The sequence below is a fragment of the Streptomyces sp. LZ34 genome (assembly GCF_053890475.1).
Window position 1 is genome coordinate 866,552 of sequence record NZ_CM132680.1, and the last position, 25,775, is coordinate 892,326.

20 protein-coding genes are annotated in these 25,775 nt (G+C 71.7%); 10 read left to right on the forward strand and 10 right to left on the reverse strand.

The window, feature by feature from the left end:
* Positions 1-20: 20 nt before the first annotated feature.
* The 4 genes from ACWY4P_RS02755 to ACWY4P_RS02770 form a co-directional block, all read right to left on the reverse strand.
* The gene (locus ACWY4P_RS02755) at positions 21-620 is read right to left on the reverse strand and encodes a thiamine pyrophosphate-dependent enzyme (protein ID WP_456208474.1); all 600 of its coding nucleotides are present in this window, start codon (positions 618-620) and stop codon (positions 21-23) included.
* Complete coding sequence (locus ACWY4P_RS02760) at positions 620-1,156, reverse strand: phosphonopyruvate decarboxylase (protein WP_456208475.1); 537 nt, start codon at positions 1,154-1,156, stop codon at positions 620-622. Before ACWY4P_RS02760 ends, ACWY4P_RS02755 begins: the two co-directional genes overlap by 1 nt.
* Before the next feature lie 123 nt (positions 1,157-1,279).
* A complete protein-coding gene (locus tag ACWY4P_RS02765; RefSeq protein WP_456208476.1) occupies positions 1,280-2,104 on the reverse strand; it encodes an alpha/beta fold hydrolase in 825 nt (274 codons plus the stop codon).
* Between the two features lie 68 nt (positions 2,105-2,172).
* The gene (locus ACWY4P_RS02770; RefSeq protein WP_456208477.1) at positions 2,173-3,126 is read right to left on the reverse strand and encodes a LysR family transcriptional regulator; all 954 of its coding nucleotides are present in this window, start codon (positions 3,124-3,126) and stop codon (positions 2,173-2,175) included.
* Positions 3,127-3,292: 166 nt separating this feature from the next.
* On the opposite strand from ACWY4P_RS02770, the gene ACWY4P_RS02775 reads away from it, so the two are divergent.
* The 4 genes from ACWY4P_RS02775 to ACWY4P_RS02790 all read left to right on the forward strand — a co-directional run bounded on the left by ACWY4P_RS02775 (position 3,293) and on the right by ACWY4P_RS02790 (position 7,538).
* The gene (locus ACWY4P_RS02775) at positions 3,293-4,477 is read left to right on the forward strand and encodes a CaiB/BaiF CoA transferase family protein (protein WP_456208478.1); all 1,185 of its coding nucleotides are present in this window, start codon (positions 3,293-3,295) and stop codon (positions 4,475-4,477) included.
* A 43-nt stretch (positions 4,478-4,520) separates the two neighbouring features.
* Complete coding sequence (locus ACWY4P_RS02780) at positions 4,521-5,684, forward strand: acyl-CoA dehydrogenase family protein (protein WP_456208479.1); 1,164 nt, start codon at positions 4,521-4,523, stop codon at positions 5,682-5,684.
* A complete protein-coding gene (locus ACWY4P_RS02785; RefSeq protein ID WP_456208480.1) occupies positions 5,681-6,487 on the forward strand; it encodes an electron transfer flavoprotein subunit beta/FixA family protein in 807 nt (268 codons plus the stop codon). The genes ACWY4P_RS02780 and ACWY4P_RS02785 overlap by 4 nt, the downstream gene beginning before the upstream one ends.
* An 88-nt stretch (positions 6,488-6,575) precedes the next feature.
* On the forward strand, positions 6,576-7,538 hold the full coding sequence (locus tag ACWY4P_RS02790) for an electron transfer flavoprotein subunit alpha/FixB family protein (protein ID WP_456208481.1): 963 nt from the start codon (positions 6,576-6,578) through the stop codon (positions 7,536-7,538).
* 151 nt (positions 7,539-7,689) lie between these two features.
* Here the strand turns inward: ACWY4P_RS02790 and ACWY4P_RS02795 are convergent, their stop codons facing one another.
* The gene (locus ACWY4P_RS02795; RefSeq protein WP_456208482.1) at positions 7,690-10,905 is read right to left on the reverse strand and encodes an alpha-L-rhamnosidase; all 3,216 of its coding nucleotides are present in this window, start codon (positions 10,903-10,905) and stop codon (positions 7,690-7,692) included.
* Between the two features lie 258 nt (positions 10,906-11,163).
* Complete coding sequence (locus ACWY4P_RS02800) at positions 11,164-11,514, reverse strand: ArsR/SmtB family transcription factor (RefSeq protein ID WP_456208483.1); 351 nt, start codon at positions 11,512-11,514, stop codon at positions 11,164-11,166.
* Positions 11,515-11,811: 297 nt separating this feature from the next.
* On the opposite strand from ACWY4P_RS02800, the gene ACWY4P_RS02805 reads away from it, so the two are divergent.
* Positions 11,812-12,588, forward strand: a complete 777-nt coding sequence (locus ACWY4P_RS02805; protein WP_456208484.1) for an SDR family oxidoreductase — start codon at positions 11,812-11,814, stop codon at positions 12,586-12,588.
* A 91-nt stretch (positions 12,589-12,679) separates the two neighbouring features.
* On the opposite strand, the gene ACWY4P_RS02810 is transcribed toward ACWY4P_RS02805, so the two are convergent.
* Complete coding sequence (locus tag ACWY4P_RS02810) at positions 12,680-13,330, reverse strand: GntR family transcriptional regulator (RefSeq protein WP_456212788.1); 651 nt, start codon at positions 13,328-13,330, stop codon at positions 12,680-12,682.
* 133 nt (positions 13,331-13,463) lie between these two features.
* Here ACWY4P_RS02810 and ACWY4P_RS02815 point away from each other — a divergent pair, with 133 nt between their 5' ends.
* On the forward strand, positions 13,464-13,895 hold the full coding sequence (locus tag ACWY4P_RS02815) for a VOC family protein (RefSeq protein ID WP_456208485.1): 432 nt from the start codon (positions 13,464-13,466) through the stop codon (positions 13,893-13,895).
* Between the two features lie 32 nt (positions 13,896-13,927).
* Here ACWY4P_RS02815 and ACWY4P_RS02820 read toward each other — a convergent pair whose 3' ends face one another.
* From ACWY4P_RS02820 to ACWY4P_RS02830, 3 genes are read right to left on the reverse strand one after another with little or no spacing between them, the layout of a single operon-like run.
* Complete coding sequence (locus ACWY4P_RS02820; RefSeq protein ID WP_456208486.1) at positions 13,928-14,935, reverse strand: aldo/keto reductase; 1,008 nt, start codon at positions 14,933-14,935, stop codon at positions 13,928-13,930.
* On the reverse strand, positions 14,932-16,467 hold the full coding sequence (locus ACWY4P_RS02825; RefSeq protein ID WP_456208487.1) for an alpha-L-fucosidase: 1,536 nt from the start codon (positions 16,465-16,467) through the stop codon (positions 14,932-14,934). The genes ACWY4P_RS02820 and ACWY4P_RS02825 overlap by 4 nt, the downstream gene beginning before the upstream one ends.
* Positions 16,464-19,415: a glycoside hydrolase family 2 TIM barrel-domain containing protein gene (locus tag ACWY4P_RS02830; RefSeq protein ID WP_456208488.1), complete on the reverse strand. Its 2,952-nt coding sequence runs from the start codon at positions 19,413-19,415 to the stop codon at positions 16,464-16,466. The genes ACWY4P_RS02825 and ACWY4P_RS02830 overlap by 4 nt, the downstream gene beginning before the upstream one ends.
* A gap of 224 nt (positions 19,416-19,639) precedes the next feature.
* Here ACWY4P_RS02830 and ACWY4P_RS02835 point away from each other — a divergent pair, with 224 nt between their 5' ends.
* From ACWY4P_RS02835 to ACWY4P_RS02850, 4 genes are read left to right on the forward strand one after another with little or no spacing between them, the layout of a single operon-like run.
* Entirely contained in the window at positions 19,640-21,361 is a 1,722-nt protein-coding gene (locus ACWY4P_RS02835; RefSeq protein WP_456208489.1) for a hypothetical protein, read from the forward strand.
* Positions 21,355-22,818, forward strand: coding sequence for a glycoside hydrolase family 28 protein (locus ACWY4P_RS02840; RefSeq protein ID WP_456208490.1), 1,464 nt, complete (start codon positions 21,355-21,357; stop codon positions 22,816-22,818). Before ACWY4P_RS02835 ends, ACWY4P_RS02840 begins: the two co-directional genes overlap by 7 nt.
* Positions 22,811-24,118: a glycoside hydrolase family 28 protein gene (locus tag ACWY4P_RS02845; RefSeq protein ID WP_456208491.1), complete on the forward strand. Its 1,308-nt coding sequence runs from the start codon at positions 22,811-22,813 to the stop codon at positions 24,116-24,118. Before ACWY4P_RS02840 ends, ACWY4P_RS02845 begins: the two co-directional genes overlap by 8 nt.
* Positions 24,108-25,772: an acyltransferase gene (locus tag ACWY4P_RS02850; protein ID WP_456208492.1), complete on the forward strand. Its 1,665-nt coding sequence runs from the start codon at positions 24,108-24,110 to the stop codon at positions 25,770-25,772. The genes ACWY4P_RS02845 and ACWY4P_RS02850 overlap by 11 nt, the downstream gene beginning before the upstream one ends.
* The last annotated feature ends 3 nt before the right edge of the window (positions 25,773-25,775 follow it).

The following is a 25,775-nucleotide window of genomic DNA, read 5'->3' on the forward strand; positions in this document are numbered from 1 at the left end:
CGGCACACGGCCGCGTCCTGTCAGAAGGTGCTCAGGCCCAGCGCGGCGCGGAAAGAGTTCTTGTTGGCCACCCCGTCGCGTGGCGGCAGCGCGCGCGGCGGCTCGTCCGTGTCGATGAGCACCTGGGCGTAGGTGGTGGCGGCGCGCGCCCGGACGCGTGCGGCCAGGTCCTCGATGCGGGCGGGGTCGATGATCCGTACAGCGTCGCGGATGCCGAAACCCTGGGCGACGGCGACGAGGTCCGTGCCCAGGCCGGTGTGGCTGGGCTGCATGCCGGTCTCACCGAAGTGGGCGTTGTCCAGGACGACGAGGGTGAGGTTGGGCGGCAGCTTGGCGCCGATGGTGGCCAGCGCGCCGATGCCCATGAGGTGTTCTCCGTCGCCGGTGACCGCGAGCACCGGGCGCTCGGGCCGGGCCAGGGCGAGGCCGAGGGCGAGCGGGGCGGCACCACCCATCGCGCCCCACAGATAGAAGGTGCCGGGGCGGTCGCCGGCCGCGAACACGTCGTAGCTGGGCGATCCGAGGCCGGTGACCACCAGGGTTTCCTCGGGGATGCGGGCGATCAGATCGGCGACGAAGCGGCGCCGGTCCAGGCGGGGTGTGGTGTCGGTGGCGGTCATCAGTCGCGCTCCCACTTCTTGCGGCCGATCAGCTTCTGTCCGAGCAGCACGGCGACGCGCTCGCCCGCCTCGAACACCGAGTCCAGCGCCGCCTCGACGGTGTCCTCGACCTCCTCCGGGGTGTCGGCCCGTACGACGGTGATGCCCATGAGCTCCAGGGCCTGCTGGGTGGTGCGGCCCATGGGGCCCTGCCACGGGTTGAACTCGGCGTACTCGCCCCGCATCGTCACCAGCGTCAGAAAGGGGAACTGGGCCATCTGCAGCAGGGAGAACATGTTGACGCAGTTGCCCACGCCACTGCTCTGCATCAGCAGCACCGCCCGTTGCCCACCCAGCCACGCCCCGCTGACCACGGCGACGCCCTCCTCCTCGGTGGTCAGCACCACGTCGTGGATGGCGGGGTCCCGCTGGGCCTCCCTGATGGCGTGGGAGTGGCCGGAGTCCGGGACGTAGGCGATCTGCTGGACTCCGCGCTTCTTCAGGGCGGTGAACACGGCCTCCTGCCACGCAGGCGCCGGTACATGGGTCTGGGTCATCCGCTGCGACTCCACTGCTCGGTCGGCTCGGTTGCCCCACATCATGTGTGCTGATGGCTGGAATTGGACAATAGAAAACAGTGATGGGCACATGCCGTGGTGGCATGAGGCCTCTCCGGCACCTCACACGTCGTCCGGAGTCTCCCGCTCCGCCAGGAATGACGACACCATCGCCCCGGCCGCCGGGCGGCACTCCTCGAAATAGCCGTGCCGTGCGCCCTCGAAGACATGGGTACGCGCCCGGGGGATACGCGAGGCGAGCAGCGGTGCGTTCGCGGAGGGGGTGAGCCGGTCGTCCGCACCGTGCAGAATCAGCGTGGCCGCGCTGATCAGCGGAAGTGCGTCCCAGGCGTCGTGTTCGTTGGAGGCCACCAGGTGGCGCCGCCGGGCGTGCGGGGGCATGCCGGGGTCGCCGAGGGTCGTATAGGGCCCGGTGTGTCCGGACCGCCAGGCCGGGGTGTACATGAGGTCGATCAGCGCTTCCCTCGCCGCCCGCGCGTCGGCCTGGGCCAGGGAGCGCCGCACCGCCATGTCGCGTTCCCTCGCCTGAGGCCCGCCGGGTGAGGTGCAGCCGAGGACGAGCCGCCGGATCCGGTCCGGGTGGCGGGCGGCGACCCACTGGGCGACCCGCCCTCCCATGGAGGTCCCGTACAGATCGGCACGCTCGATGCCCAGGTGGTCGAGGACGGCGATCACATCGTCGGCGAAACCCCGCGTCGAGTAGTGCTCATCGGGTTTTCCGCTCTCCCCTGTGCCACGCCAGTCCATGGTGAGGGTGGTGTGCGTGGCATGGAAGTCCGCCCGTACGCCGTCCCACCAGTGGTGGTTGTTCGCCTGGCCCGCCAGGAGCACCAGCGGCCGTCCGGTGCCCCGGCGCTGGTAGGCGAGGAGGGTGCCGTCCAGGGCGCGGGCGTGGCCGTCCTGCTGGTGGACGTCGGTGCTTGTCATGCGGGTTTCTTACCTTTTCTCGTTTTCTCGTCGGGCTGTCCGGCGGGCTCTTCCTCGGCCCACGGGCGTCATATGTCGTTGGTGCGCGTGGTCTGCGTGTGCAGCTGGGCGGAGGGCCATCGCCCCTGGTGCACGGCCGAGGCGATATGACGGACCAGCTCTCGGGCGACGACCTCCGCCGCGGGTGGTGTCCGCCCGTTGCGTGGCGTGCCGAGGACGATCGAGCGCCATACGTCGGGGTCGCACAGCGGGGCCGCGCTGAGTGTGCCATCGGCCACATCCGCGGCGATGCCCACCCCCGGCAGGATGGTCCAGCCGTGGCCGGCCCGGACGAGCTGTTTCTGCACCCGCATGGAGTTGGTCTGCACGACGACGTCCATCTCGACCGCGGCCCGGCCGGCGGCCCCGTCGATCAGGCTGCGCAGGGCGTGGCCGGCCGCGGGCATGACCAGCGGATGCTCGGCGACCCGCGCGAACGGGACGGGGTCATCGCCACGCAGGCCCTCGGACGGGGGCGCGACCACCCACAGATGCTCGCGCACCAGGGGGCGGACGTTCAGCGAGGGGGTGCCGGCCAGGTTGTAGAGCAGCGTCAGGTCCAGGTCGCCGTCGTCCAGCCATTGCTGGAGGTGCCCGGAGTACGCCGTCATCAGGCGCAGCTCGATCCCGGGCTGGTCGCGGGCGAGCGCGGACACCAGTGGCTCCGCCAGCAAATCGGTGGTGCTCTCCAGCAGGCCCACGGTGACGATGCCGGTCACCACGCCCGGGGTCGGCTGGACCTCGACACGGGCGCGCTCCAGCTCGTTCAGGGCACGGCGGGCGCGGTCGACCATGATGGCGCCGGCCTCGGTGGGCCGCATGCCCTGCCGGGTCCGCTCGAAGAGGGGGACGCCCAGCTCCTGCTCCAGGGTGCGGATCTGCCGGGTGACCGCGGGCTGCACCAGATGCAGCAGCTCCGCGGCCCGGGTGACGCTGCCGACCTCGGCGACCGTGACGAGTGCCTTGAGTTGTTTGACGTCCACCGGCCGCTCTCCCTGCCATCCTGCCCCGGCATGGCTGCATCACAGATTGCTATTTCACGAACAACACCATGAGTGTCCATGATGGCACTGTGCTCGGAACACGGGGATCGGGGTGTGCCGGGCCATGGCACGGAGCATGTCCCGGTCAGCCGTCTGGAGGTCGCCCATGACCGAGCTTCCGCTCTCCGGCATCACCGTCGTCAGCGTCGAGCAGGCGGTGGCGGCCCCGTTCGCCACCCGCCAGCTGGCCGACCTCGGCGCCCGGGTCATCAAGGTGGAGCGTCCGGGCGGGGGCGACTTCGCCCGCCGGTACGACACCACGGTGCACGGCGAGTCCAGCTACTTCGTATGGCTCAACCGGTCGAAGGAATCCCTGACCCTGGACCTGAAGTCGGCGCGCGGCCGGGACATCCTGGAGCGGCTGCTGAGCGAGGCCGATGTGTTCGTGCAGAACCTCGCACCGGGCGCGGCCACCCGGCTGGGCCTGGGCGCGGAGGCCCTCGCCGAACGCCATCCCGCCCTCATTCCGTGCACCATCTCCGGCTACGGCACCAGCGGGCCGTGGGCCGACCGGAAGGCGTACGACCTGCTGGTGCAGTGCCAGACCGGTCTGGTCTCGCTCACCGGCAACGCGCACGGCTCCGCCCGGGTGGGGGTGTCGATCGCCGACATCGCCGCCGGTATGTACGCGTACTCGGGGATCCTCACCGCGCTCTTCACCCGCGCGACCAGTGGCATCGCCCGCCCCGTGGAGGTGTCCCTGTTCGAGGCGCTGGCCGAGTGGATGAGCCAGCCCGCGTACTACACCCGCCACGGCGGCACCCAGCCGCCGCGGCTCGGCACCCAGCACGCCACCATCGCCCCGTACGGCGCCTACCCGGCCGCCGATGGCAGGGAGGTCCTCTTCTCCATCCAGAACGAGCGGGAGTGGGGCGCGCTGTGCGAGCGGTTCCTGGACCGGCCGGAGCTGGCGGACGACCCTCGGTTCGCCACCGGACCGGCCCGCGTAGCCCATCGCGAGGAGCTCGACGCGATCGTGGCCGAGCGGTTCCGCTCCCTGGCCGGCGGGGAGGTGATGAACCTGCTGGACGCGGCGGGCATCGCCAACGCGGGCGTGAACGGTGTCGAGGAGTTCCTCGGCCATCCCGTGCTGAGCGCCCGGGGCCGCTGGCGGGACGTGCGCGTCCCGGGGGCCGTGGTGCCCGCGCTGCTGCCGCCCGTGGACCTCGCCGGTGTCACTCCCCGTATGGACGCGGTCCCGGCAGTCGGTGAGCACACCGACACGATCCTCGCCGGGCTGGGACACAGCGCGGCCGACATCGACACCCTCCGGGCCGAGCGCGTCGTCTGATCCGCCCGCCCGCACACATCCCGTCTTCCAGGAGCGTCTCAGCATGAGCACCCTCGATATCTTGTCCGCGGACGAGCAGTTCATCGTCAGTACGGTGCGCGACTTCGTCGACAAGGACGTGAAACCGGTCGTCCAGGGCCTCGAACACGCCAACACCTATCCCGAAGCCCTGATCGAGCAGATGAAGCAGCTCGGCATCTTCGGGCTCGCCGTCCCCGAGGAGTACGGCGGCACACCGGTCTCCACCCCCTGCTACGTCCTGATCACCGAGGAACTCGCTCGCGGCTGGATGAGCCTGGCGGGTGCCATGGGCGGCCACTCCGTGGTCGCCAAACTGCTGCTGCACTTCGGCACCGAGGAGCAGAAGCGCCGCTACCTGCCGAAGATGGCTACCGGCGAGATCCGGGCCACCATGGCGCTGACCGAACCGGGCGGCGGCTCCGACCTGCAGGCCATGCGCACCGTCGCCCGCAGGGAGGCGGATGGCTATGTGGTGAGCGGCTCAAAGACATGGATCACCAACTCCCGCCGCTCCCAGCTGATCGCCCTGCTGTGCAAGACCGACACCGATGCCTCCCCCGCGCACAAGGGCATCTCCATCCTGCTGGTCGAACACGGGCCCGGTCTGACGGTCTCCCGCGATCTGCCCAAGCTCGGCTACAAGGGCGTCGAGAGCTGTGAGCTGTCCTTCGACGGCTACCGGGCATCGGCCGACGCCGTCCTGGGCGGTGTCGAGGGCAAGGGGTTCGCCCAGATGATGAAGGGGCTGGAGACCGGCAGGCTCCAGGTCGCCTCCCGTGCGCTCGGGGTCGGCCGGGCGGCGTTGGAGGACGCGCTGGCCTACGCGCAGGAACGCGAGTCGTTCGGCACACCGATCTGGAAACACCAGTCGATCGGCAACTACCTCGCCGACATGGCCACGTCGCTGACCGCGGCACGTCAGCTCACCCTGTACGCGGCGCGCGAGGCCGACGCGGGCCGGCGCGTGGACATGGAGGCGGGCATGGCGAAGCTCTTCGCCTCCGAAACCGCCATGGAGATCGCGCTCAACGCCGTCCGTATCCACGGTGGTTACGGCTACTCCACCGAGTTCGACGTGGAGCGCTACTTCCGCGACGCACCCCTGATGATCGTCGGTGAGGGCACCAACGAGATCCAGCGCAATGTGATCGCGGCTCAGCTCGTCAAGCGAGGAGGACTGGAATGAGGATCGTTGTTTGTGTGAAGTACGTGCCCGATGCCACCGGCGACCGGCGTTTCGCCGATGACCTGACCGTGGACCGGGACGAGGTGGACGGCCTGCTGTCGGAGCTGGACGAGTACGCGGTCGAGCAGGCGCTGCGGATCGCGGAGGAGCGCCGGCGGGAAGGTGCTGACGCCCAGATCACCGTCCTGACCGTCGGCCCCGAGGACGCCAAGGACGCGCTGCGCAAGGCGCTGTCGATGGGCGCGGACAGGGCCGTACACGTCGAGGACGACGACCTGCACGGCACCGACGCGCTGGGCACCTCGCTGGTGCTGGCCAAGGCCATCGAGCAGACCGGCTACGACCTGGTCATCTGCGGGATGGCCTCCACCGACGGCACCATGGGCGTGCTCCCGGCGATCCTCGCCGAGCGCCTGGGCGTCCCGCAGGTCACCTTGTTGTCGGAGGTGGCGGTCGAGGGTGGCCCCGACGGCACGGTGAAGGGCCGCCGTGACGGGGACACCGCGACCGAGCGGCTGGAGGCGTCGCTTCCGGCGGTGGTGTCGGTGACCGACCAGTCGGGTGAGGCCCGCTACCCGTCGTTCAAGGGCATCATGGCCGCGAAGAAGAAGCCAGTGACCTCCTGGGACCTGTCCGATCTCCAGATCGAGGCGGACGAGGTCGGTCTGGAGGGGGCCTGGACCGCCGTGGACGGCGCCACGGAGCGTCCGGCCCGCACCGCCGGCACGATCGTCACGGACGACGGCGAGGGCGAGGGCGGCAAGCAACTCGCTGCCTTTCTCACGGAGCGCAAATTCATCTGAAATCGCTGCCTCGCGGGTCAGAAGCTCATCGGAGCCGCACTGCCCCTACCGCCCCAGATCTTTCGCATGTCGCAGGAGAGCGATTCCCATGGCTGAAGTCCTCGTCTATGTCGACCACGTGGACGGTGCCGTCCGCAAGCCCACCCTGGAGCTGCTGACCCTGGCCCGCCGGATCGGCGAACCCGTCGCCGTCGCCCTCGGCTCCGGCGCCGAGAACACCGCGCCCACCCTCGCCGAGCATGGCGCGGCCCGGGTGCTGACCGCCGATGCCCCCGAGTACGCCGACTACCTCGTGGCCCCCGAGGTGGACGCGGTCCAGGCCGCGTACCAGGCGGTATCGCCGGTGGCGGTGCTGTTCCCGTCCTCCGTGGAGGGCAAGGAGATCGCGGCCCGGCTGGCGGTCCGTATCGGTTCGGGCATCATCACCGACGCCGTGGACCTGGAGGCCGGTGAGGAGGGTCCGGTGGCGACGCAGTCGGTGTTCGCCGCCGCGTTCACCACCAAGTCCCGTGTCACCAAGGGCACTCCGGTGATCACGGTGAAGCCGAACTCGGCCGCCGTGGAGGCCGCTCCGGCCGCCGGTGCGGTCGAGGCGCTTGAGGTGTCCTTCTCTGAGCGGGCCACCGGTACGAAGGTCGTCTCCCGTACGGCGCGTGAGTCGACGGGGCGTCCGGAGCTGACCGAGGCCGCGATCGTGGTCTCCGGCGGCCGTGGTGTGGGCGGGGCGGAGAACTTCCCCGTCGTCGAGGCCCTGGCCGACTCCCTCGGCGCGGCCGTGGGTGCTTCCCGTGCAGCGGTGGACGCGGGCTGGTATCCGCACACCAACCAGGTCGGCCAGACCGGTAAGACCGTCTCCCCGCAGCTGTACGTCGCGGCCGGTATCTCGGGGGCGATCCAGCACCGTGCCGGTATGCAGACCTCCAAGACCATCGTGGCCATCAACAAGGACGCCGAGGCCCCGATCTTCGACCTCGTCGACTACGGCGTGGTCGGCGACCTCTTCGAGGTGGTCCCGCAGCTGACCGAGGAGATCACGACCCGCAAGGGCTGACGAGCCGCGGAAAGCGTCTGGTGGCCGTCCAGCGGGAGGAAGCGGAGATGGCACCACCCCGCGTTCCCACCGCGTCGGCCACCGGGCGATGTGGCCCATGAGGCGGACGCCTGGAGAAGCGCCTCAACGCGAAGGGTTCACCGCGCGTGCCTCAGGGGGTGGTGAAGCGGTAGGAGCCGGAGCCCACGGCGTAGACGGCGCAGCCATCGTCGAGGCGCAGGAAGGTCGCCCCGGCATGGGTGATCCTGGACGCGGCGCGGGAGGTGGCGGCGGGCAGCCATACTTCGGCGGTCGTATTGACCGGCACTGAGACGTCCAGAGTGAACGCACCGCCGTCCGCCCGCGTCCACCGTGTGGTGATCGGACCGTAGAGAGAGTCGTAGCGTCCGTTCGCCTCGTGTACATCGCCGCCGGGGCGGGGCCGGATGACGATGCTTCGGAAGCCGGGATCTCCGATGCCGATGCCGGTGATGTTCTGGTACATCCACTCGCCGACGGAGCCGTAGGCATAGTGGTTGAACGAGTTCATGCCGGGATCCTGGAAGCCCCCGTCGGGTGTGATGGAGTCCCAGCGCTCCCACATCGTCGTCGCGCCCCGCTCGATCTGGTACCCCCAGGAGGGAAATGTCCGCTGTTCCAGAAGTCGGTAGGCGACATCGGTGTGGCCAGTGGCGGTGAGCGTGGGCAGCAGCCGCGGTGTGCCGAGGAAGCCGGTGGACAGATGCCGGCCCTTGCTCTGGATCAGCTCGACGAGCCGGTCGGCGGCGGGGGTTCGCGCACTGTCCGGCAGCAGGTCCATGGACAGCGCCAGGACGTAGGCCGTCTGGGTGTCGCCCTTGACGGTGCCGTCGGCGGACACGTAGGCCCGGTTGAAGGCATCGCGGACCTTCGCGGCCAGCGTGTCGTACGGGGCCGGGTCGTGGCCCAGCACCCGGGCGGCCTTGGCGACCAGTTGCGTGCTGTGCGCGAAGTACGCGGTGGCGATGACGTCCTTGGGGGTCGGGTCATCCACGTTGAGCCAGTCGCCGTATCCTTCGGCGGGCCGCAGATATCCGCTGCTGTGCTGCTCCAGGTATGCGATCCAGGCCCGCATCGCGGGGAAGTTGTCCGCCAGTACCTGCCGGTCCCCGTAGGCCTGGTAGAGGTTCCACGGCACGGTGACACCGGCGTCGCCCCAGCCGGCCGTGCCCTCGCCGAGGTTGCCGATGCGTGGCGCGACGTCGGGGAACGCGCCGGCATCGGACTGCCCGTCGCGCAGATCCCGGAGCCACTTGGCGAGAAAGCGGGCGGATTCCATGGTGTAGGCGGCGGTGGCGGAGAAGACGTTGATGTCCCCCGTCCACCCGAGCCGTTCGTCGCGGGCCGGAGTGTCGGTGGGGACGGACAGGAAGTTGCTCCGCTGGCCCCAGGTGATATTGCGGTGCAGTTGGTTGAGCATCGGCACGTCGGTCGTGAACGACATGGTGAACGGGGCGGCGGTGTGCATGACGCGTCCGGTGACGGCGCTTGCTTCCGGGGTGCCGGGATAGCCGGTGACCTCGACATAGCGGAAGCCGTGGAAGGTGAAGCGCGGTTCGTACGTCTCCGTCCCGGAGCCCTTCAGGGTGTACGAGTCGGTCGCCTGGGCGGTGCGCAGATTGGTGGTGTAGACCATGCCGTCCTGGTCCAGTACCTCGGCATGGCGCAGCCGCACGGTCCGCCCGGCCTCGCCACGGACCCGCAGCCGCACCGAGCCCACCATGTTCTGGCCGAGGTCGAAGACGTACACGCCGGGCTTCGGCTCGGTGACGCGGACAGCGGCCACCTCCCTCGCCACCCGGATCGGAGCATCCGTCTGGGCCACCACGGACACGGCGGATGTGGTGTCGTCCGGCACGATGTCGACGGATTGCCAGAGTGCGTCGTCGGACGCGGGAGAGGACCAGCCGGCCACTTCGAGCCGGGCGTCGTACTCCTCACCGGCCATCAAGTCGGCCGCCAGGATCGGGCCCGTGGCACTGCGCCAGTGCGCGTCGGTGGTGACGCGGTCCGTGCTGCCGTCGGTGTACGTGACCTCCAGCTCCGCCCGCAGCGCGGGCCGCTCGCCGTACAGTTCCTGCCCGAACCAGGCGACGCTGCCCGAGTACCAGCCGGACGCGAGGCTCACACCGATGGCGTTCGCGCCGCGCCGGAGCAGACCGGTGACGTCGTACGTCTGGTACTGGACGCGCTTGCGGTAGTCGGTCCAGCCGGGGGCGAGCTGGTCTCGGCCGACGCGGTGGCCGTTGATCTCTGTCTCGTACAGCCCGAGTGCCGTCGAGTACAGCCGCGCCCGCGCGATGGGCTTCCGGGCGACCCGGAAGTCGCGGCGCAACAGGGCGGGCCGCTGCGCCGCCCGCACCGTGCCCCACGGCCCGCCGCCCCACGGGGCGAGCACCTTGGCGGCGGGCCAGGCGCCGTCGTCGTATCCGGGCAGGCGCCAGTCACCGGACGGTTCCGCGTCGGTGGCCTTCCAGGCGGCGGAGGTGGCGACGGAACGGACACCGTCCGCGTCGGTCAGCTCCAGGACGCCCAGCAGTCCGGCGGGGCTCGACGAGGCGTTGACCGCGGCGACGGAGATCGTATTGGCCCCAACGCGCAGCAGGGCAGTGATATCGACGACCACCGGATGGCGCCAGTTCTCCTGGACGGGAGGGCGTCCCCCGACCTCGGTGCCGTTGACCCACGCGGTGAACCCGTCGTCGGCGACCATCGCCAGGCGGGCGAGCCGCACGGGCCCCGACACGGCGATGGAACCCCGGAAATACCGGGTCCCGGCGGGCGCGTTGGAGGCCGGGTCGCCCTCGGGGTACCAGACCCAGTCGGCCTTGGCCAGGTCGGGACCGCGGGTCACCGTGTCCGGCGCGGCGATCCACCTCGCCGTCCCCTCGTCCTCGGTGCCCAGCCCCGTCTCCCACCACGTGGGCTCGCTCCAGGGTGAGGGCCGGCCCTGGCGGTCCCAGACCCGGACGGCCCAGTGGTAACGGGTCCGGGCCCGCGGCTTCGGACCGTCGTACGGGACCAGAACGGACTGGTGGGAGCTCACCTTGCCGCTGTCCCAGACGTCCGGGGCGTTGATCCGGCCCGGGGACGTCGCGACGCGCACCTGGTACGCGCTTTGCGATTGGTCACGCCGGTCGGAGTCGAGCTGCCAACTGAGGCGAGGATGTGCGGCGTCCAGACCGAGCGGGCGGTCGGCGTATTCCACGGTGGTCTTCTCGACCCGGAGCCCGCCATATCCGGGCTCGGCCGCCTCTGCTTTCGCCGCGGGTGCGGCAAGAGCGGTCAGGCCCGTCAGGGCGGGGCCCGCGGCGGTGGCGGTGCCGAGGAGATTCCTTCTGCTGATCACATGCGTCTCCCGGGTGAGGAGGGCTTGACACAGAGCAGGACAGGGTTGCGCATTCCGCGACATGAAACGATTCAAAGCCTGGGCGCACTACGGCTGGCGCCGCACCCATGAGCACAACATGACAATGGTGGACACGTGACGCCCGGAGGCAACGTCGTTCACTGTCGCCTCAGAGTTGAATCGTGTCAATGTCTCGCGCGGCGACTGTCCGGAAGCGATGCTTGAGCACGAGGCCGGGCAGACTCCAGCCCGGGCGCCTCAGGAGGCGGATACGCTCGCCTCTGGGACGGATGCGGCCACCAGCGCCGACAGCAGGCCCGGGAAGCGTTCTTCCATCTCGTCCGTGCGGAGCGCGTTCATCTTCGTCGTCCCGACGTAGTACTGCCGGATCACCCCCGCCTCCCGCAACACGTTGAAGTGGTGCGTCAGCGTGGACCGGGACACCGACACGTCGAATGTGCCGCAACTGATGTCCCCGTCGGCCCGCGCCAGCTGGGACACCACGGCGCGCCGTACCGGATCCACCAGGGCCTCCAGCACCTGCTGTAGCGAGACCTCCGCCACGGCGGGGTGCTCCACCGTCCGTGACGAGGTGCGGGGGCGGGCCACGGCGACTCCTTGGGGCGACTCCTGCGTGTTCCGGTCATGGTACGACCTCCATCGAATATCGGCGACCGTCAACGTTCGACCGCGATCGAAAGCAGGAGCCCGGCAACCGGCGGGCGGTGTCCCGGTGCCGAGACGGGTGCCGAGATGAAGGGGCGGGTTCGCCCGAGAGGCGGCGACCCGCTTCCCCGGAGACGATGCGTTCATGGCGTCCTGCCTCCCCGTGAGGCAAGTGGCGAGCGGCTGTGCACGCCGCACCCCTCACGCCACTCCCCCTGAGAGTCCTGAAAGGTGTGCAACATGACCACGCAGACCCCTGCCCGCCCTCTCTCCGGCCGCGTGGCGGTCGTCACCGGCGCCTCCAGCGGCATCGGCGAGGCATCGGCAGAGCACCTGGCCCGGCTGGGCTCCCGTGTCGTCGTCCTGGCCCGGCGCGCGGAGCGGCTGGACGACCTGGCCGCCCGGATCGAGAAGAACGGCGGCACGGCCCTGGCGCTCGCGGTCGACGTGACCGACTCCGCGGCCGTGCGGGCCGCCGCCGAGCGGGTGGCGGCCGACCTGGACGGCGCCGACCTGCTGTTCAACAACGCGGGCGTCATGCTCCCCGCGCCCATCGAAGAGCTGGCCACCGACCAGTGGCAGCGCCAGATCGACCTCAACATCACCGGCCTGATGAACGTCATCGGCGCCTTCACCCCCCAGTTGGTCAAGGCCGCCGGTGAGCGGGGAGTGGCCGACCTGATCAACACCTCGTCGATCGCGGCGCAGAACATCTTCCCGAACTTCGCCGTCTACTCCGCCACCAAGGCGTACGTCACCCACCTCTCCCGGCACCTGCGGGTCGAGCTGGGCGCGAAGAAGGTGCGCGTCTCGGCCATCGAGCCGGGCATCGTCGGCACAGAGTTGCAGAGCCACGTCACCGACGACGGCGCCCTCGCATGGCTGGAGAGCGCCAAGGACACGATGGAGTGGCTCACGCCCCAGGACATCGCGCAGACCGTCGGTTTCATCGCGTGTCTCCCGCCGCGGGCCAACCTCCAGCAGGTCACCATCATGCCCACGGCCCAGCCCAGCTGACCGCGTCATGCCGCGGCCGCTCCAGGAGGGTGCGCGGTTCCGGCCGCGGTCGGGCACGCATCGCTCGCCGCGTGCCGAGACGTGACGCGGATCAGCTCGGGGCGCGCTCCGCGCTCACCACGTCGACGGCGACGCGGCGGTGGGCCGCGAACAGGTCGAGCGCGGCCTGGACGTCACCGGAGCGCAGAGCGGCGACGAGCCCGCGGTGTTCTTCGGGGACGCGGGCGAGATAGCCCTTGGTGCTGCGGCCGATCCGGGTCAGCAGGAACAGGTGGACCTGGCAGCGGATGGCCTCCCACGCCTCCGCGAGACGCTGGTGGCCGGCCGCGGAGAAGACCGCGTCGTGGAACCCGATGTCGAGGCGGACCATCTCGTGCTCGTCCCTGGCCCGCTCCATCAGCCCGGCCGCCTTCTCCAGAGACGCGAAGTCCTCCGCCGAGGCGTGAGCGATGATCCGCTCGACGGCGAGCCGCTCCAGCGCGCCGCGCAGGCTCTCAAGCTCGGCGACGTCCTCGGAGGACAGCGTGGTCACCACGGTGCCGCGGTGCCAGGCGCACCGGACCAGGCCCTCGCGCTCCAGGACCCGCAGCGCCTCGCGCACGGGGCCGCGGCTGACGTCCATCACGCCCGACAGCTCCACCTCGCGCAGTTGCGCGCCGGGGGCATAGGTCCCGTTGAAGATGGCCTCCCGGATCTGGTCCGCCACCTCATCGGCAAGACCTCGACGCCGCGCCGGGGACACTTTGCCCGCTTCACCCATGATTTCAACCTCCCCAATGTTGCAATGTTAACTTGAATACCTGTTGTATCAATGTCAACATTCCGACACGGGTCGAACTGATTCAGCAGCCCAGCAGCCCAGCAAGGAGAACGCCATGACCCCACCCGACTCCCCCATCCCGCGGTTCCACCTGGCCATGCCGGTCGACGATCTCGCCGCCGCCCGGCACTTCTACGGCCAGGTGCTCGGCCTGGAACAGGGCCGCAGCGCCGACACCTGGGTGGACTGGAACCTGAACGGCCACCAGTTCGTCACCCACCTCGCCCCCGGCCGCGCACAGCACGCCCACAACCCGGTCGACGGCCACGACGTCCCCGTGCCGCACTTCGGCCTGATCCTGGACGTCCCTGCGTTCCAGGAGCTCGCCGACCGCCTCCGAGCCGCGGACACGACCTTCGTCATCGAACCGTACGTCCGCTTCGAGGGCGAGGCCGGCGAGCAGTGGACGATGTTCCTCCTCGACCCGGCCGGCAACGCCCTGGAGTTCAAGGCGTTCGCCGACGACTCCCAGGTCTTCGCCACCTGACGATGCGCGCCTATGACGGCCGGTCATGACATTCATGGGTCAGGGGTGGGTGCCTCCTCGGGCAGCAGCCCCTCCGTGCGCAGGTCCCGCCAGAACTCCGCGGGCACGGGAGCCCCGAACTGCGCTGCCGCGTCCGCGACTTCGCCGGGTGAGCGCGCGCCGACGAGAACGCTCGCGACCGGGTCCGGCGCCGCCGAGAAGGCGAGGGCCGCGGCGCGCAGCGTGGTGCCGTGCCGCTCGGCCACGGCGCGCATGCGACGGGCGCGGTCCAGCAGGTCCGGAGGGACGGCCACATAGTCGTACGTCGCCCCCGGGCGGGGGTCGGCCAGTACCCCGGAGTTGTAGACACCGCCGATGACCACGGATGTGCCGCGTTCCCGTGCCGCCGGCAGCAAGGTGAGGGCGGCGCGCTGGTCGAGGAGGGTGTAGCGGCCCGCGCACAGCACGGCGTCGACGTCGGTGTCCCGGACGAACCGGGCGAGCATCTCCGCCTGGTTCATCCCGGCGCCTATCGCGCCGACCACGCGCTCCCCGCGCAGCCGCTCCAGCTCGGGATAGCCCTCGCGGAAGGCCTGTTCGGCATGGTCGTCGGGGTCGTGGAGGTAGACGACGTCGACCCGGTCGAGACCGAGGCGGATCAGGCTGTCCTCGATCGAGCGGCGGACACCGGCGGCGCTGAAGTCCCAGACCGGCCGGTGGGCCCGGGGGGCGGGGAGGCCGTCCCGGCGCGGCGGCAGGGGTTCGAGGAGGCGGCCGACCTTGGTGGAGATCACGTAGCTGTCGCGGGCACGGGTGCGCAGGGCCCGGCCGAGACGGCGCTCGGCCAGGCCGGCGCCGTAGTGGGGCGCGGTGTCGAAGTAGCGGATCCCCGCGTCCCACGCGGCGTCCACGGCGGCGTACGCCTGCTCGTCGTCGACCGGGGTGAACAGGTGGCCGATGGCCGCGGACCCGAAGGACAGCGCGGTGACCGGGACGGCGCTGCGGCCGAGTGGCCGGGTGCGCAGGGCGGCCGCTGCCCCGCCGGGCGCACGGTGCGTCATGCCGCCGCCATTTCGTCGGACGCTGTGATGTCGATCCGCAGGACCTGGACGTACGGCGTCGGGGGGAGGGTGGGGAGGGTCACCTCCAGTGCGTCGGCGCCCGCGGTCCACGGCGGGGGCGCGGCCGACCCGAGCAGGGTGACCCGCCGGGGCGGAGCGCCCAGCAGCCCCGCGGCCCGTCCCAGGCTGTGGATGCGCACGGTCCGGTCGTCCGGCCACGCCATGAGGAAGGCGTAGAGCTCGTCTCCCGCGCGGGTGAAGCGGATGTCGCGCGAGGTGTAGGCGAGGGCCGACTCCCTCGCGCGCTCGCCGGTGACGCGGGTCGGCCCCTCGCCGTACCTCACCCAGGGGCGGGTGCCGAAGACGGCTTCGCCGCAGCGCTCGACCCACCCGCCGAGGTCGTCGAGGACGGTCGCGGTGGCGTCGTCCAGGGTCCCGTCGGGCAGCTGGGGCACGTTCAGCAGGAGGCATCCGTTCTTGCTGACGGTGTCGACGAGCAGATGGACGATCTCATCCGCCGTCTTGTAGCGATAGCCGTCGCAGTAGAACCAGTCGCCGATGCTGGTGTCGTACTGCCAGGGCTCGGGGTCGGTGTCGCCGAGCTGCTGGCGTTCGACGTCCAGGAGGACGGCCCCGCGGTCGCGTCCAGGCACCGTCTTGATGCTCACCACGCCCTCGGGCACCCGGCCGTAGTAGTCGGCGAGAAACTCCAGCCCACGCTCGCTGGGCGGGGCGGCGGGGCAGACGCTGCCGCTGTCGAAGGGCAGCCGGGCGTCGTCCAGGTAGACCAGTTCGGGCCGGTGGCGGGTGGTGACGTCGCGCAGCCGGGCGTAGAAGTCGTCGATGAAGTCCGGGTCCGGCGGCTCGCCCGGGCGGCGCGGCCGGCCGTAGAGGGCCCGCGGGTCGAGCCCTTCCCACCACAGGCCCCGGCCGTCCTCGGCGGTGAGATGCCCGTCGTACGGAACGCCCGCCGCGGGCCCCTCGGCGTCCGCGGCGAAGGCGGCGTCCAGCCAGCGCCACGTCCAGGAGCCGGCGTGCATGCTGACCCCGAAGCGCAGCCCCGCGCCGCGTGCCGCGGCGGCCCAGCGGGCGACGATGTCGCTGCGCGGCCCGACGTTGACGGCGTTCCAGGGCTGGTGGGCGGAGTCCCACAAGTCGAAGTTGTCGCAGTGCGCCGCCATGGAGACGAAGTAGCGCGCGCCGGTGCGCCTGAACCGGTCCATGAGCTCGTCCGGGTCGAACTTCTCCGCACGCCACAGACCGCACAGGTCCTTGTGGCCGAACCGGGAGGGATGCCCGTACCGTGTCCGGTGCGCGGCGGCCTGCCGGCCCGCTCGTTCCCGTTCGAACTCCTCGGTGCCGTCGTAGGGGCCGTACAGGTGCCGGGCGTACCAGTCGCCGGACCGGGCGACGGACTGCGGGCCCCAGTGCGACCAGATGCCGAGCTTGGCGTCCCGGAACCAGTCGGGGACGCGGTGGCCGCGCAGCGACCCCCAGTCGGGCCGGTAGGCGGGGGTTTCCTCCACTTTCACGCGTCTCCCTTTCCGTGATGTCCGCTCAGGGCTGGGGGGCCGGACCGGGCGGGCAGGGCCCGGAACAGGAAGGCGAAGGCGCACTCGGCGGGGGTCAGCCGGTGCTCCGGGAGGGGGCCCGGTCCGCAGGAGGCGCTGCCCAGGCCGTACTGGGCGTGGTCGAGGTGAAGGTGCGTTCGGCCGTCCGGGACGAGGTCCGTGGGGTGGCGGGCCGCTTCGAGGGCCTCGGTGCTCCAGGGACGGACCGTGAGCCCGAAGTGCGGCGTGTCCCCCGCGCCCTCGACGCGCAGTCCGGCACCGGACGCGGGATCGGTGAGTTCGGCCCAGCGGACGGCGGCGCGGCGGCCGTTCTCCTGCGGGACGACGTACGGGGTCTGGAGTTCGGCGACCGTCGCCGTGAACAGGCCGACGTGTGCCGCGTCCGCGCTGTCCGGGTACGCCTCGCCGGGCCCCTTGCCGTACCACCGGACCCGGTCGAGGCCGGCGGGCAGCGCGAGGCGCACCCCGAGGCGCGGCAGGGTCAGCCCGTCCCAGGGGCCTTCGGGGGTGAGGTGGACGGTGAGCCGCAGCCCGGGGCCGTCCGCCGTCCAGACGTACCGGACGCGCAGGGCGTGCGGGAGTCCGGCCGGGGCGGCGCGGGTCTCCACCAGGAGCCGCTCGGGCCGCTCCGCGACCCGTACGGTGCGCGTGACCATGCGGTCCAGACCGGCGGCCCGCCAGGCGCGCAGGACGGAGTTGTCCCCCATGCCGCGGTCGTTGTCGGTGGGCGCGCGCCAGATGTCGAGCCGCGGCCCGTCCAGGCGGAGGGCGCCGATGGCCCGGAGCGTCCCGGTCCGCCGGTCGAGGTCGAGGTCCGCGAGGGTGAGTCCGCCGGGACCCGGGGGCGTGGGCGGGGCGGGCGGAGTGGTGCGGGGCGGAACCGGCGCCTGGGTCCAGGCGACTTGGTGACCGGCCGGCGCCCATGGTTCATCGGCCGCGAGCAGAGCCCGTACGGTCAGCCACAGTTCACCGCGCGGTGTCTCGGGTATCGGCAGCTCGGGCAGGGGGATCTCGGTGGTCTGCCGGGCGCCCAGCGGGGGGACGTCGAGCTCGCCGCCGGCGATGGCCCTCCCCTCGTCCTCCAGGGTCCAGCTGAACCGCAGATGCGACAGGTCGCGCAGGTCGTACCGGCTGCGGATGACGATCCGGCCGCCGTCGGGAGCCGCCGTGATCCCGACGGGTTCGATGGCCTTCTGGTACGCGAGGAGCCCCGGTGAGGGGGTGCGGTCCGGGAAGACCAGGCCGTCGACGCAGAAGGTGCCGCCGTGCGGGGTGTCGCCGAAGTCCCCGCCGTAGGCGAAGTACTCCCGTCCGTCGGCGGTCACGCGCCGCAGGCCGTGGTCGATCCACTCCCATACGAAGCCGCCCGCGCAGCGTGGATGCGCCTCCAGGGTGCGCTGGTAGGCGGTGAGGGATCCGGGGCCGTTGCCCATGGCGTGCGCGTACTCGCACAGCAGGAAGGGCAGGGCGCGGCGACGGCGCTCCAGGGCCGGCTCGGCGGCGGTCTCGGGCGGCGGTTCCTCTTCGTGGCGTCCGATGCGGGCGACCTCGTCCACCGGGGCGTACATGAGGCTGTAGAAGTCCGAGTGGCGGTAGGTGCGGTCGCGTTCGTAGTGGAGGGGCCTCGAGGGGTCGCGGGTGCGGGTCCAGCCGGCGAGGGCGGCGAGGTTGCGGCCGTGGTGGCTTTCGTTGCCGAGCGACCAGATGACGACGCTGGGGTGGTTCTTGTCGCGCTCGACCATGCGCCGCATGCGGTCCAGCAGCATCGGCCGCCAGCGGGGGTCGTCGGCCGGGTTGCCGTGCCAGTCGGCGTAGATGAAGCCGTGGGTCTCGATGTCGCACTCCTCGACGACCCACAGCCCGAGCTCGTCGCACAGGTCCAGGAAGGCGGGGTGCGGGGGGTAGTGCGCGGTGCGCACCGCGTTGATGTTGTGCCGCTTCATCAGCAGCAGGTCCTCGCGCATCGCGGCGAGGGACAGGGCCCGGCCGTGGTCGGGGTCGTGCTCGTGGCGGTTGACGCCGCGCAGGAGCACGGGCGCGCCGTTGACGGTGAGCCGTCCGTCGCGGATGGCGACCGTGCGGAACCCGATGCGCAGCCGGACGCGTTCGGTCCCGGTGGCGAGATGCCCCTCGTACAGCCGGGGTGTCTCGGCGCTCCAGGGCTCGACGCCGGGCAGCGTGAGCGGCAGCCCGGCCGGGTGTCCGGCGATGCCGAGTTCGGGGACGGTCAGCAGCGCGGGGGCGTCGGTGTCGACGCGCAGCAGACCGTGCCCGGTCTCGTCGTCGTAGTCGGCGTGGACGAAGAAGTCGTCGATGCCGCCCTCCGGTCTCTCCAGCAGGGTCACGTCGCGGAAGATCCCGGGCAGCCACCACATGTCCTGGTCCTCCAGGTAGCTGCCGGAGGACCAGCGGTGGACGCGCACGGCCAGGACGTTCCGGCCGGAGCGGAGCGCTTCTCCCGCGTCGAACTCGGCGGGCAGCCGACTGCCCTTGGAGGTGCCGAGCTCCCGGCCGTTGAGCCAGACGCGGAAACAGGAGTCGACGCCGTCGAAGCGCAGCACGCTGCCGGGCGTCCGCCAGCCCTCGGGCAGCTCGAAGGTGTACCGGTGGTCGCCGGTCGGGTTGTCGTCCGGCACGTGCGGCGGGTCGACGGGAAAGGGGTAGGCGGTGTTGGTGTAGCGGGGAACGCCGTGGCCGTGCAGCACCCAGTGCGAGGGCACGGGCAGCTGTGACCAGTCGCCCCGGGGCAGCTCGGGGCCGAGGAAGTCCAGGGGAGCCTCATCCGCGGTCGGCGACAGGCGCAGGAGCCAGCGGCCGTTCAGGCCGAGCCGCCCGGCGTCGGAGGTGAAGTGGGCCCGGGGGGCGCGGCGGCCGGTGCCGGGTGAGAAGTCTTCATAGTAGGCGAGCATGTGTGCTCCCAAAGGCCGAGCCCCGCACTGGTATGCCACCTGAGACATGCGATCGCACCGAAGGTAAAGCGGATCCGTATATGGCGTCAACAGCGCTGCTGCACTCGGACATTGGCCTCTTCCAGCGGATTCCGCACCCTTGACGGCCCTGTGCCCCATGCCTAGCGTTGCCGTCGTTCCCCCTCACCCGTGTTCGCTCCGACCTCAAGACGGCGAGACGGAACATGACTGGCATTCCAGCGACCCTGCTTCTGGAAGAGCGCGCCGAACTGGCGATGAACGCCGTGGTCAACCTGGCCGATCCCGATCTCGGTGGCATCCCCTTCTTCAGCGCCGACCTGCTGAGCGATCCCGCGGTGCTGCTCCACGGCGACTGGGACTACGGTTCCAGCCATGGGCGGCTGACCGACGCCTGCGTCCTGGCCCGCCGGATGACCGGCGCGTCCTGGTGGTCCGATACGGAGAGCCGCTACAAGGCCACCCTGCTGGACCTGCTCGCCGAGGACGGGCTGACGTACCGGCGCCGTCACCCGCGCGGCCACTGGGAGCCGCACGCGAGCCTCATCGACCAGCGCGCCACCCTGCTCGCGCTCACCAGCTGGTACCGGGACAGCGGCGACGAGACCGTGCGGCGGGCCGCCGACCGGCAGGTCGCGGCCCTGCACCGGATCGCCGTCAAGGAGCGCGACGTCTGGTACTACCCGGCCTCCGAGTACACCGAGGAGGGCTGGCCCTCGCTGCACGCCGTCCAGCTGCATCTGGCGCCGGACCCCGCCTCCTTCTGCGGGCGGCTGATCATGCCGCTGCTGCTCTGGCACCGGGCGACGGGCAACGAGCAGGCGCTGGAGCTGTGCGGCTGGTTCACCCGGCTGATCACCGAGCACAGCGGGGTCTTCCTGCCCGACGGCTCGTTCAACGCGGCGCTGGCGTACCGCAGCGGCCACTTCCACACCCGACTCGGCACCCTGGACGGCATCGCCCAGTACGCGGTGTTCACCGGGGACCACGCCCTCACCGCGTTCGTCCGCCGGTCCTTCGACTGGGCGCTGTCCCAGTGCACCGCCTTCGGCTGGACCCCCGGCGACCTCGCCGGACAGCGCTTCGAGCACGAGACGTGTTCCCTGGTCGACCTCATCGGCATCGGCACCACCCTCGCCCAGGCCGGCCACACCGGGTACTGGACGGTCGTCGAGCGCTTTCTGCGCAACCACCTCACCGCCTCCCAGCTCACCACCGTCGACTGGGTCCGCTCGGCCCCCGACCGCTCCCGCGACATCCCCGGCTGGCTCACCCACCACCGCGTCGGCGAGCGGGTCCGCGGCGCCTTCGCCGGATACGGCGCCCCCAACGACTACGTCTCGGACGCGGTCCTCGGCCGGGGGCACACCGCCGACGTCCAGGCGTGCTGCGTGGGGTCGGGGGTGCGCGGCCTGTTCACCGGCTGGCGCGCCGCCGTCACGGGCGACGAGCGGCTGGTGCGCGTCAATCTGCTGCTCAACCGCGGCAGCCGGCTGGTGGACGTGCTCAGCCATCTGCCCCACGAGGGCCGGGTCGACCTGCACATGCGTCGCGACTGCCGCGAACTGCGCCTGCGCGTCCCGGAGTGGGCCGGATACGCCCGGCTCGCCGTCACGCGGCGGCCCGCGTCCGGCCCGGCCACCCACGCCCGCGGACCGGAGCCGGGCCTGTGGGCGCCCGACGGGTGTCTCAGCCTCGACCGCCCCCGGGCGGGCGAACGCATCACCGTCACCTTCCCCCTCGCCGAGTCGACGACCGAGGAGACCGCCGCCGGGCGCACCTACCGCGTCCACTGGCGCGGCGACGACGTCGTGGGCATCCACCCGGAAGGCAGGTCCCGGCCCATGTACGGCGCCCGGCGGCTCGCGCCCAGGGCCCCCGAGCGCGAACACACCCTGCACATCCCCGCGAAGGAGTGGACATGCTGAACGGTCCGGGCCGCAGAGCCCTGTTGCTGACAGCGGGCTCCACCGCCGCGCTCGCCCTGGCCGCGCGCACGGCGCGGGCCGCCGGCCGGGACGGCGCCGGGGCCTCCGCTTCCGGCATTCCGGCCGCCACGGCGGCTCAGCGCGCCGCCGCCGGCCGGCAGGCGGCCCGCATCCTCTCCGGCATCCGCACCCCCCGGTTCCCCCACCGCCGGGTGTTCGTCACCGACCACGGGGCCGTCGGCGACGGCGTGACGGACTGCACGGCCGCGTTCCGCCGCGCGATCGAGCACTGCGCCGCGGCGGGCGGCGGCCAGGTGGTCGTACCGCCCGGTGACTACCTCACGGGCGCGGTGCGGCTGCGCGACCGCATCGACCTGCATCTGCGGGAGGGCGCCACCCTGCGCTTCAGCCGGGACCCGGCCGCCTACCTCCCCGTGGTGTACACCCGGTACGAGGGCACCGAATGCCTCAACTACTCGCCGCCGCTGTACGCGCACGGCTGCCGCACGATCGCGGTGACCGGCCGCGGTGTCATCGACGGGCAGGCCGACGCCGGCCACTGGTGGAACTGGACGAAGGGCGTGGACGGCGGGCCCTCCCCCGAGTCGGTGGACAAGAAGCAATTGCTGGAGTGGGCCGAAGCTGGGGTGCCGGTCGCGGAGCGGGTCTTCGGCGCCGGACACCATCTGCGACCCAACCTGATCCAGTTCTACGACTGCCGCGATGTCCTGATCGAGGGCGTCACAGTGAAGAACTCGCCGATGTGGAACATCCATCCCGTGCTGTGCCGCAACGTCACCGTGCGGGGCGTGACCGTGGACAGCCCCGTCGGCCCCAACAACGACGGCTGCAACCCGGAGTCCTGCGCGTATGTCCTCATCCAGGACTGCGTGTTCGACACCGGCGACGACTGCGTGGCATTCAAGGCCGGCAAGAACGCCGACGGGCGGCGCGTGAACGTCCCCTGCGAGCACGCCCTGGTGGAGCGGTGCGAGATGCGGGCCGGACACGGCGGCGTCACCATCGGGAGCGAGACGACCGGCGGCGTCCGCGACATCCTCGCCCGTGACTGCCGTATGGACAGTCCCCAGCTCGACCGGGCGATCCGCATCAAGTCCAACCCGGTGCGCGGCGGCTACGTACGCGACGTCACCTGCCACGACATCACGGTCGGCCAGGTCGCGGACGCCGTCATCGAGGTCGCGCTCGATTACGAGCGTGTCGAGACCGGCGACTACTACCCGGACGTACGGGACATCGCCGTGCACCGGCTCACCGCGCAGACCGGCCCCAGGCCCTGGAACCTCATCGGCAACGACGCGAACCCCATCCGCGACGTCCTGTTCAGCGACTGCGTCTTCGCGGGGATGGCGGGCCCCGGCGAGGCGCGGAACGTGACGGGGCTGGTGCTGCGCCGCGTCGTCGTGGACGGGCAGGAGGCCACGTCCGGTGGGTGACTGGAGCCGGGCGGACGCCATCGTGGCACGGGTCGCCCGGCCGCGCTTCCCCGACCGCGAGTTCCCCGTCACCGCCTTCGGGGCGCGCGGCGACGGCCGCACGGACTGCACGGCGGCGCTGCGCCGGGCCGTCGCGGCCTGCGGCGCCGCGGGCGGCGGCCATGTGACCGTGCCCCCCGGGACGTACGCCACCGGGCCCGTCCACTTGCTCAGCCACGTCGATCTGCATCTTGAGGAGGGCGCCCGGCTGCTCTTCAGCCGGGACCCGGCCGCCTACCTCCCACCGGTCCTCACGCGCTTCCAGGGCGTGGAGATGTACGGCTACTCGCCCTTCATCTACGCCCAGGGCCGGCGGAACATCGGGGTCACCGGCCGGGGCGTGCTCGACGGGCAGGCCGACGAGGAGCACTGGTGGCCCTGGTCGGGGCAGGCGGAGTTCGGCTGGCGGCCCGGGATACGGCAGCAGGAGGACGACTGGCCCGGCCTGTGGCGGCAGGCCGAGGCGGGCGATCCGGTCGAGCGGCGCGTCTACGCGGACGGCAGCCGCTTCCGGCCCAACTTCCTGGAGTTCCAGGACTGCCACGGGGTACTGGTCGAGGGGGTGACGATCGTGCGCTCCCCCATGTGGGAGATCCATCCCGTGCTGTGCACGGGCGTGCTCATCCAGGACGTGACGATCGACAGCCCCGGCCCCAACAACGACGGCATCGACCCGGAGTCCTGCCGCGATGTGGTGATCCGCCGCTGCGACATCGCCGCGGGCGACGACTGCATCGCGATCAAGTCCGGGCGGGAGGCCGACGGCCGGCGGGTGAACGTGCCGAGCGAGAACATCGTGATCGAGGACTGCGCGCTCCGGCACCGCTACGGCGCGATCACCCTGGGCAGCGACATGACCGGCGGCATCCGCGATGTGTACGTACGCCGCTGCCGCATCGGCGGCCCCGGGCTCTACTTCGGCCTCTACATCAAGACCAACTCCGTGCGCGGCGGCTACGCCGAGAACATCCAGCTCGCCGACCTCACCGTCACCCATCTCCGCAAGGAGTTCCTCAGCTGCGACTTCCACCGCGGAGAGGGCGACACGGGGGCGTATCCGCCGCGGGTGCGGGACATCGGCATCCGGGGCGTCACGGTGGACCACGCCCGCCGCGCCCTGCTGGCCCGCGGCTATGCTTGCGCCCCGATCCGCGGGCTGCGCCTGTCCGACTGCCACTTCGGCTCGCTGGCCGAGCCGGACCGGATCGAGCACGTCGACGGACTGGTGCGGGAGAGGGTGACCGGTACGCATGGGGAATGAGCCCGAACGGCCCGGACGATACGACTACTGCCCCTGGGAGTTCTGGAGCGCGGCCACCGAGGAGGAGCGCGCCGAGCAGCTGGACCACCAGCGGCACCTGGCCGAGCGGCTCGCCACGGGCGGCGGCGAGGTCCAGCTGGCCGAGAGGGTCTTCGTCTCCCCGTGGGCGGGAGTGAACACCTCCCGGCTGACGATGGACGAACGCTCGTATATCGGCGCGCACGCGGTGGTCACCGACGACGTGGCCATGGGCCGCGACTGCACCCTCAACCCCTTCTCGACGGTGCGCGGCCGCGTCCGGCTCGGCGACGGCGTGCGGGTGGGCGCGCACACCTCGCTGCTGGGCTTCAACCACTCCTTTGCGCCCGACCGTCCGGTGCACCGTCAGCCGCTCACCTCGGCCGGGATCGAGATCGGCGACGACGTGTGGATCGGCTCGCACGTCGTGGTGGTCGACGGGGTCACCATCGGCGACCACTGTGTGATCGGGGCGGGCGCGGTGGTCACCAAGGACCTTCCGCCCTGGTCGGTCGCCGCGGGGAACCCGGCGCGGCGGCTGCGCGACCGGCGGGACACCCCGGCCACCGCGGCCCCGCGCTCCCAGGGCGCCCTGGATCTCCGGCTGGAGCGGTTCGCCGCGCGCGCCCGCGAGCAGGCGCCGGACGTCCTCGCCCGCTGCCGGGACGGCGACGGCTGGACCGACCGTCCGGGCGCCGCCCGGACGGTGCGCGCGGTGTGCGACGCCGTGGAGATCTCGGCCCTCCTGCTGGGCGCTCCCCCGCCGGGGTCGGACGGCGCGGAACTCGTCGAGCGGCTGCGCTCCCTACAGGACCCGGACACCGGCCTGGTCCCGGAGTACGGCGCCGGTCCGCCGTCCCTGGCCGACGACACGGCGATGTACCACATCCTGTCCGTCGGCTACGCCCTCGACCTGCTGGGTTCCCGCTTCGCCCACCCCGTGCGCGCCGTGCAGGACCTCGCGCCCGTGGAGCTCGTGGACCGCCTGGACGGGTTGCCGTGGCGGACCGAGGCCTGGCGCTCGGGCCACTGGGTGGACGGGATCGGCACCGCGGTCCTGCGCGACCTCGACGGTTTCGGGCTGCGCGCTCCCGCGGCCGAGGCGCTGTTCGGCTGGCTGCTCACCCGCGCCGACCCCGGGCACGGGCTGTGGGGCGCGCCGGTCGCGGCCGACCGGTGGCGGCAGCCGGTCAACGGCTTCTACCGGGTCACCCGCGGTACGTTCGCACAGTTCGGATTGGGCTTGCCGTACCCGGAGCGGACCGTGGACACGGTGCTCGCGCACAGCCGGGATCCCGCGTTCTTCGGCCCCGACCGCGGTGACGCCTGCGATGTCCTCGATGTGATCCATCCGCTGTGGCTGTGCGCCCGGCAGACCGGGCACCGGATCGCCGAGGGCCGCGACTGGGCGCGCCGGCAGCTGGAGCGGCTGCTCGGGCGGTGGCAGGACGGCGCCGGGTTCTCCTTCGCGCTGGAGCCCGGCGGCCGTGCGCCCCATGTTCCCGGCCTTCAGGGAACGGAGATGTGGCTGGCCATCGCCTGGCTGCTCGCCGACCACCTCGGCGTCGCCGAGGCGCTCGGCTACCGGCCCCGGGGGGTGCACCGGCCGGAACCGTCGCGCCACGGGCTGGGCTGACCC

What these genes read in the sequence shown, in the direction of transcription:
- ACWY4P_RS02755 (WP_456208474.1), bottom strand. Translation starts at nt 620, where the DNA reads ATGACCGCCACCGACACCACACCCCGCCTGGACCGGCGCCGCTTCGTC.
- ACWY4P_RS02760 (WP_456208475.1), bottom strand. Translation starts at nt 1,156, where the DNA reads ATGACCCAGACCCATGTACCGGCGCCTGCGTGGCAGGAGGCCGTGTTC.
- ACWY4P_RS02765 (WP_456208476.1), bottom strand. Translation starts at nt 2,104, where the DNA reads ATGACAAGCACCGACGTCCACCAGCAGGACGGCCACGCCCGCGCCCTG.
- ACWY4P_RS02775 (WP_456208478.1), top strand. Translation starts at nt 3,293, where the DNA reads ATGACCGAGCTTCCGCTCTCCGGCATCACCGTCGTCAGCGTCGAGCAG.
- ACWY4P_RS02780 (WP_456208479.1), top strand. Translation starts at nt 4,521, where the DNA reads ATGAGCACCCTCGATATCTTGTCCGCGGACGAGCAGTTCATCGTCAGT.
- ACWY4P_RS02785 (WP_456208480.1), top strand. Translation starts at nt 5,681, where the DNA reads ATGAGGATCGTTGTTTGTGTGAAGTACGTGCCCGATGCCACCGGCGAC.
- ACWY4P_RS02790 (WP_456208481.1), top strand. Translation starts at nt 6,576, where the DNA reads ATGGCTGAAGTCCTCGTCTATGTCGACCACGTGGACGGTGCCGTCCGC.
- ACWY4P_RS02805 (WP_456208484.1), top strand. Translation starts at nt 11,812, where the DNA reads ATGACCACGCAGACCCCTGCCCGCCCTCTCTCCGGCCGCGTGGCGGTC.
- ACWY4P_RS02815 (WP_456208485.1), top strand. Translation starts at nt 13,464, where the DNA reads ATGACCCCACCCGACTCCCCCATCCCGCGGTTCCACCTGGCCATGCCG.
- ACWY4P_RS02820 (WP_456208486.1), bottom strand. Translation starts at nt 14,935, where the DNA reads ATGACGCACCGTGCGCCCGGCGGGGCAGCGGCCGCCCTGCGCACCCGG.
- ACWY4P_RS02830 (WP_456208488.1), bottom strand. Translation starts at nt 19,415, where the DNA reads ATGCTCGCCTACTATGAAGACTTCTCACCCGGCACCGGCCGCCGCGCC.
- ACWY4P_RS02835 (WP_456208489.1), top strand. Translation starts at nt 19,640, where the DNA reads ATGACTGGCATTCCAGCGACCCTGCTTCTGGAAGAGCGCGCCGAACTG.
- ACWY4P_RS02840 (WP_456208490.1), top strand. Translation starts at nt 21,355, where the DNA reads ATGCTGAACGGTCCGGGCCGCAGAGCCCTGTTGCTGACAGCGGGCTCC.
- ACWY4P_RS02850 (WP_456208492.1), top strand. Translation starts at nt 24,108, where the DNA reads ATGGGGAATGAGCCCGAACGGCCCGGACGATACGACTACTGCCCCTGG.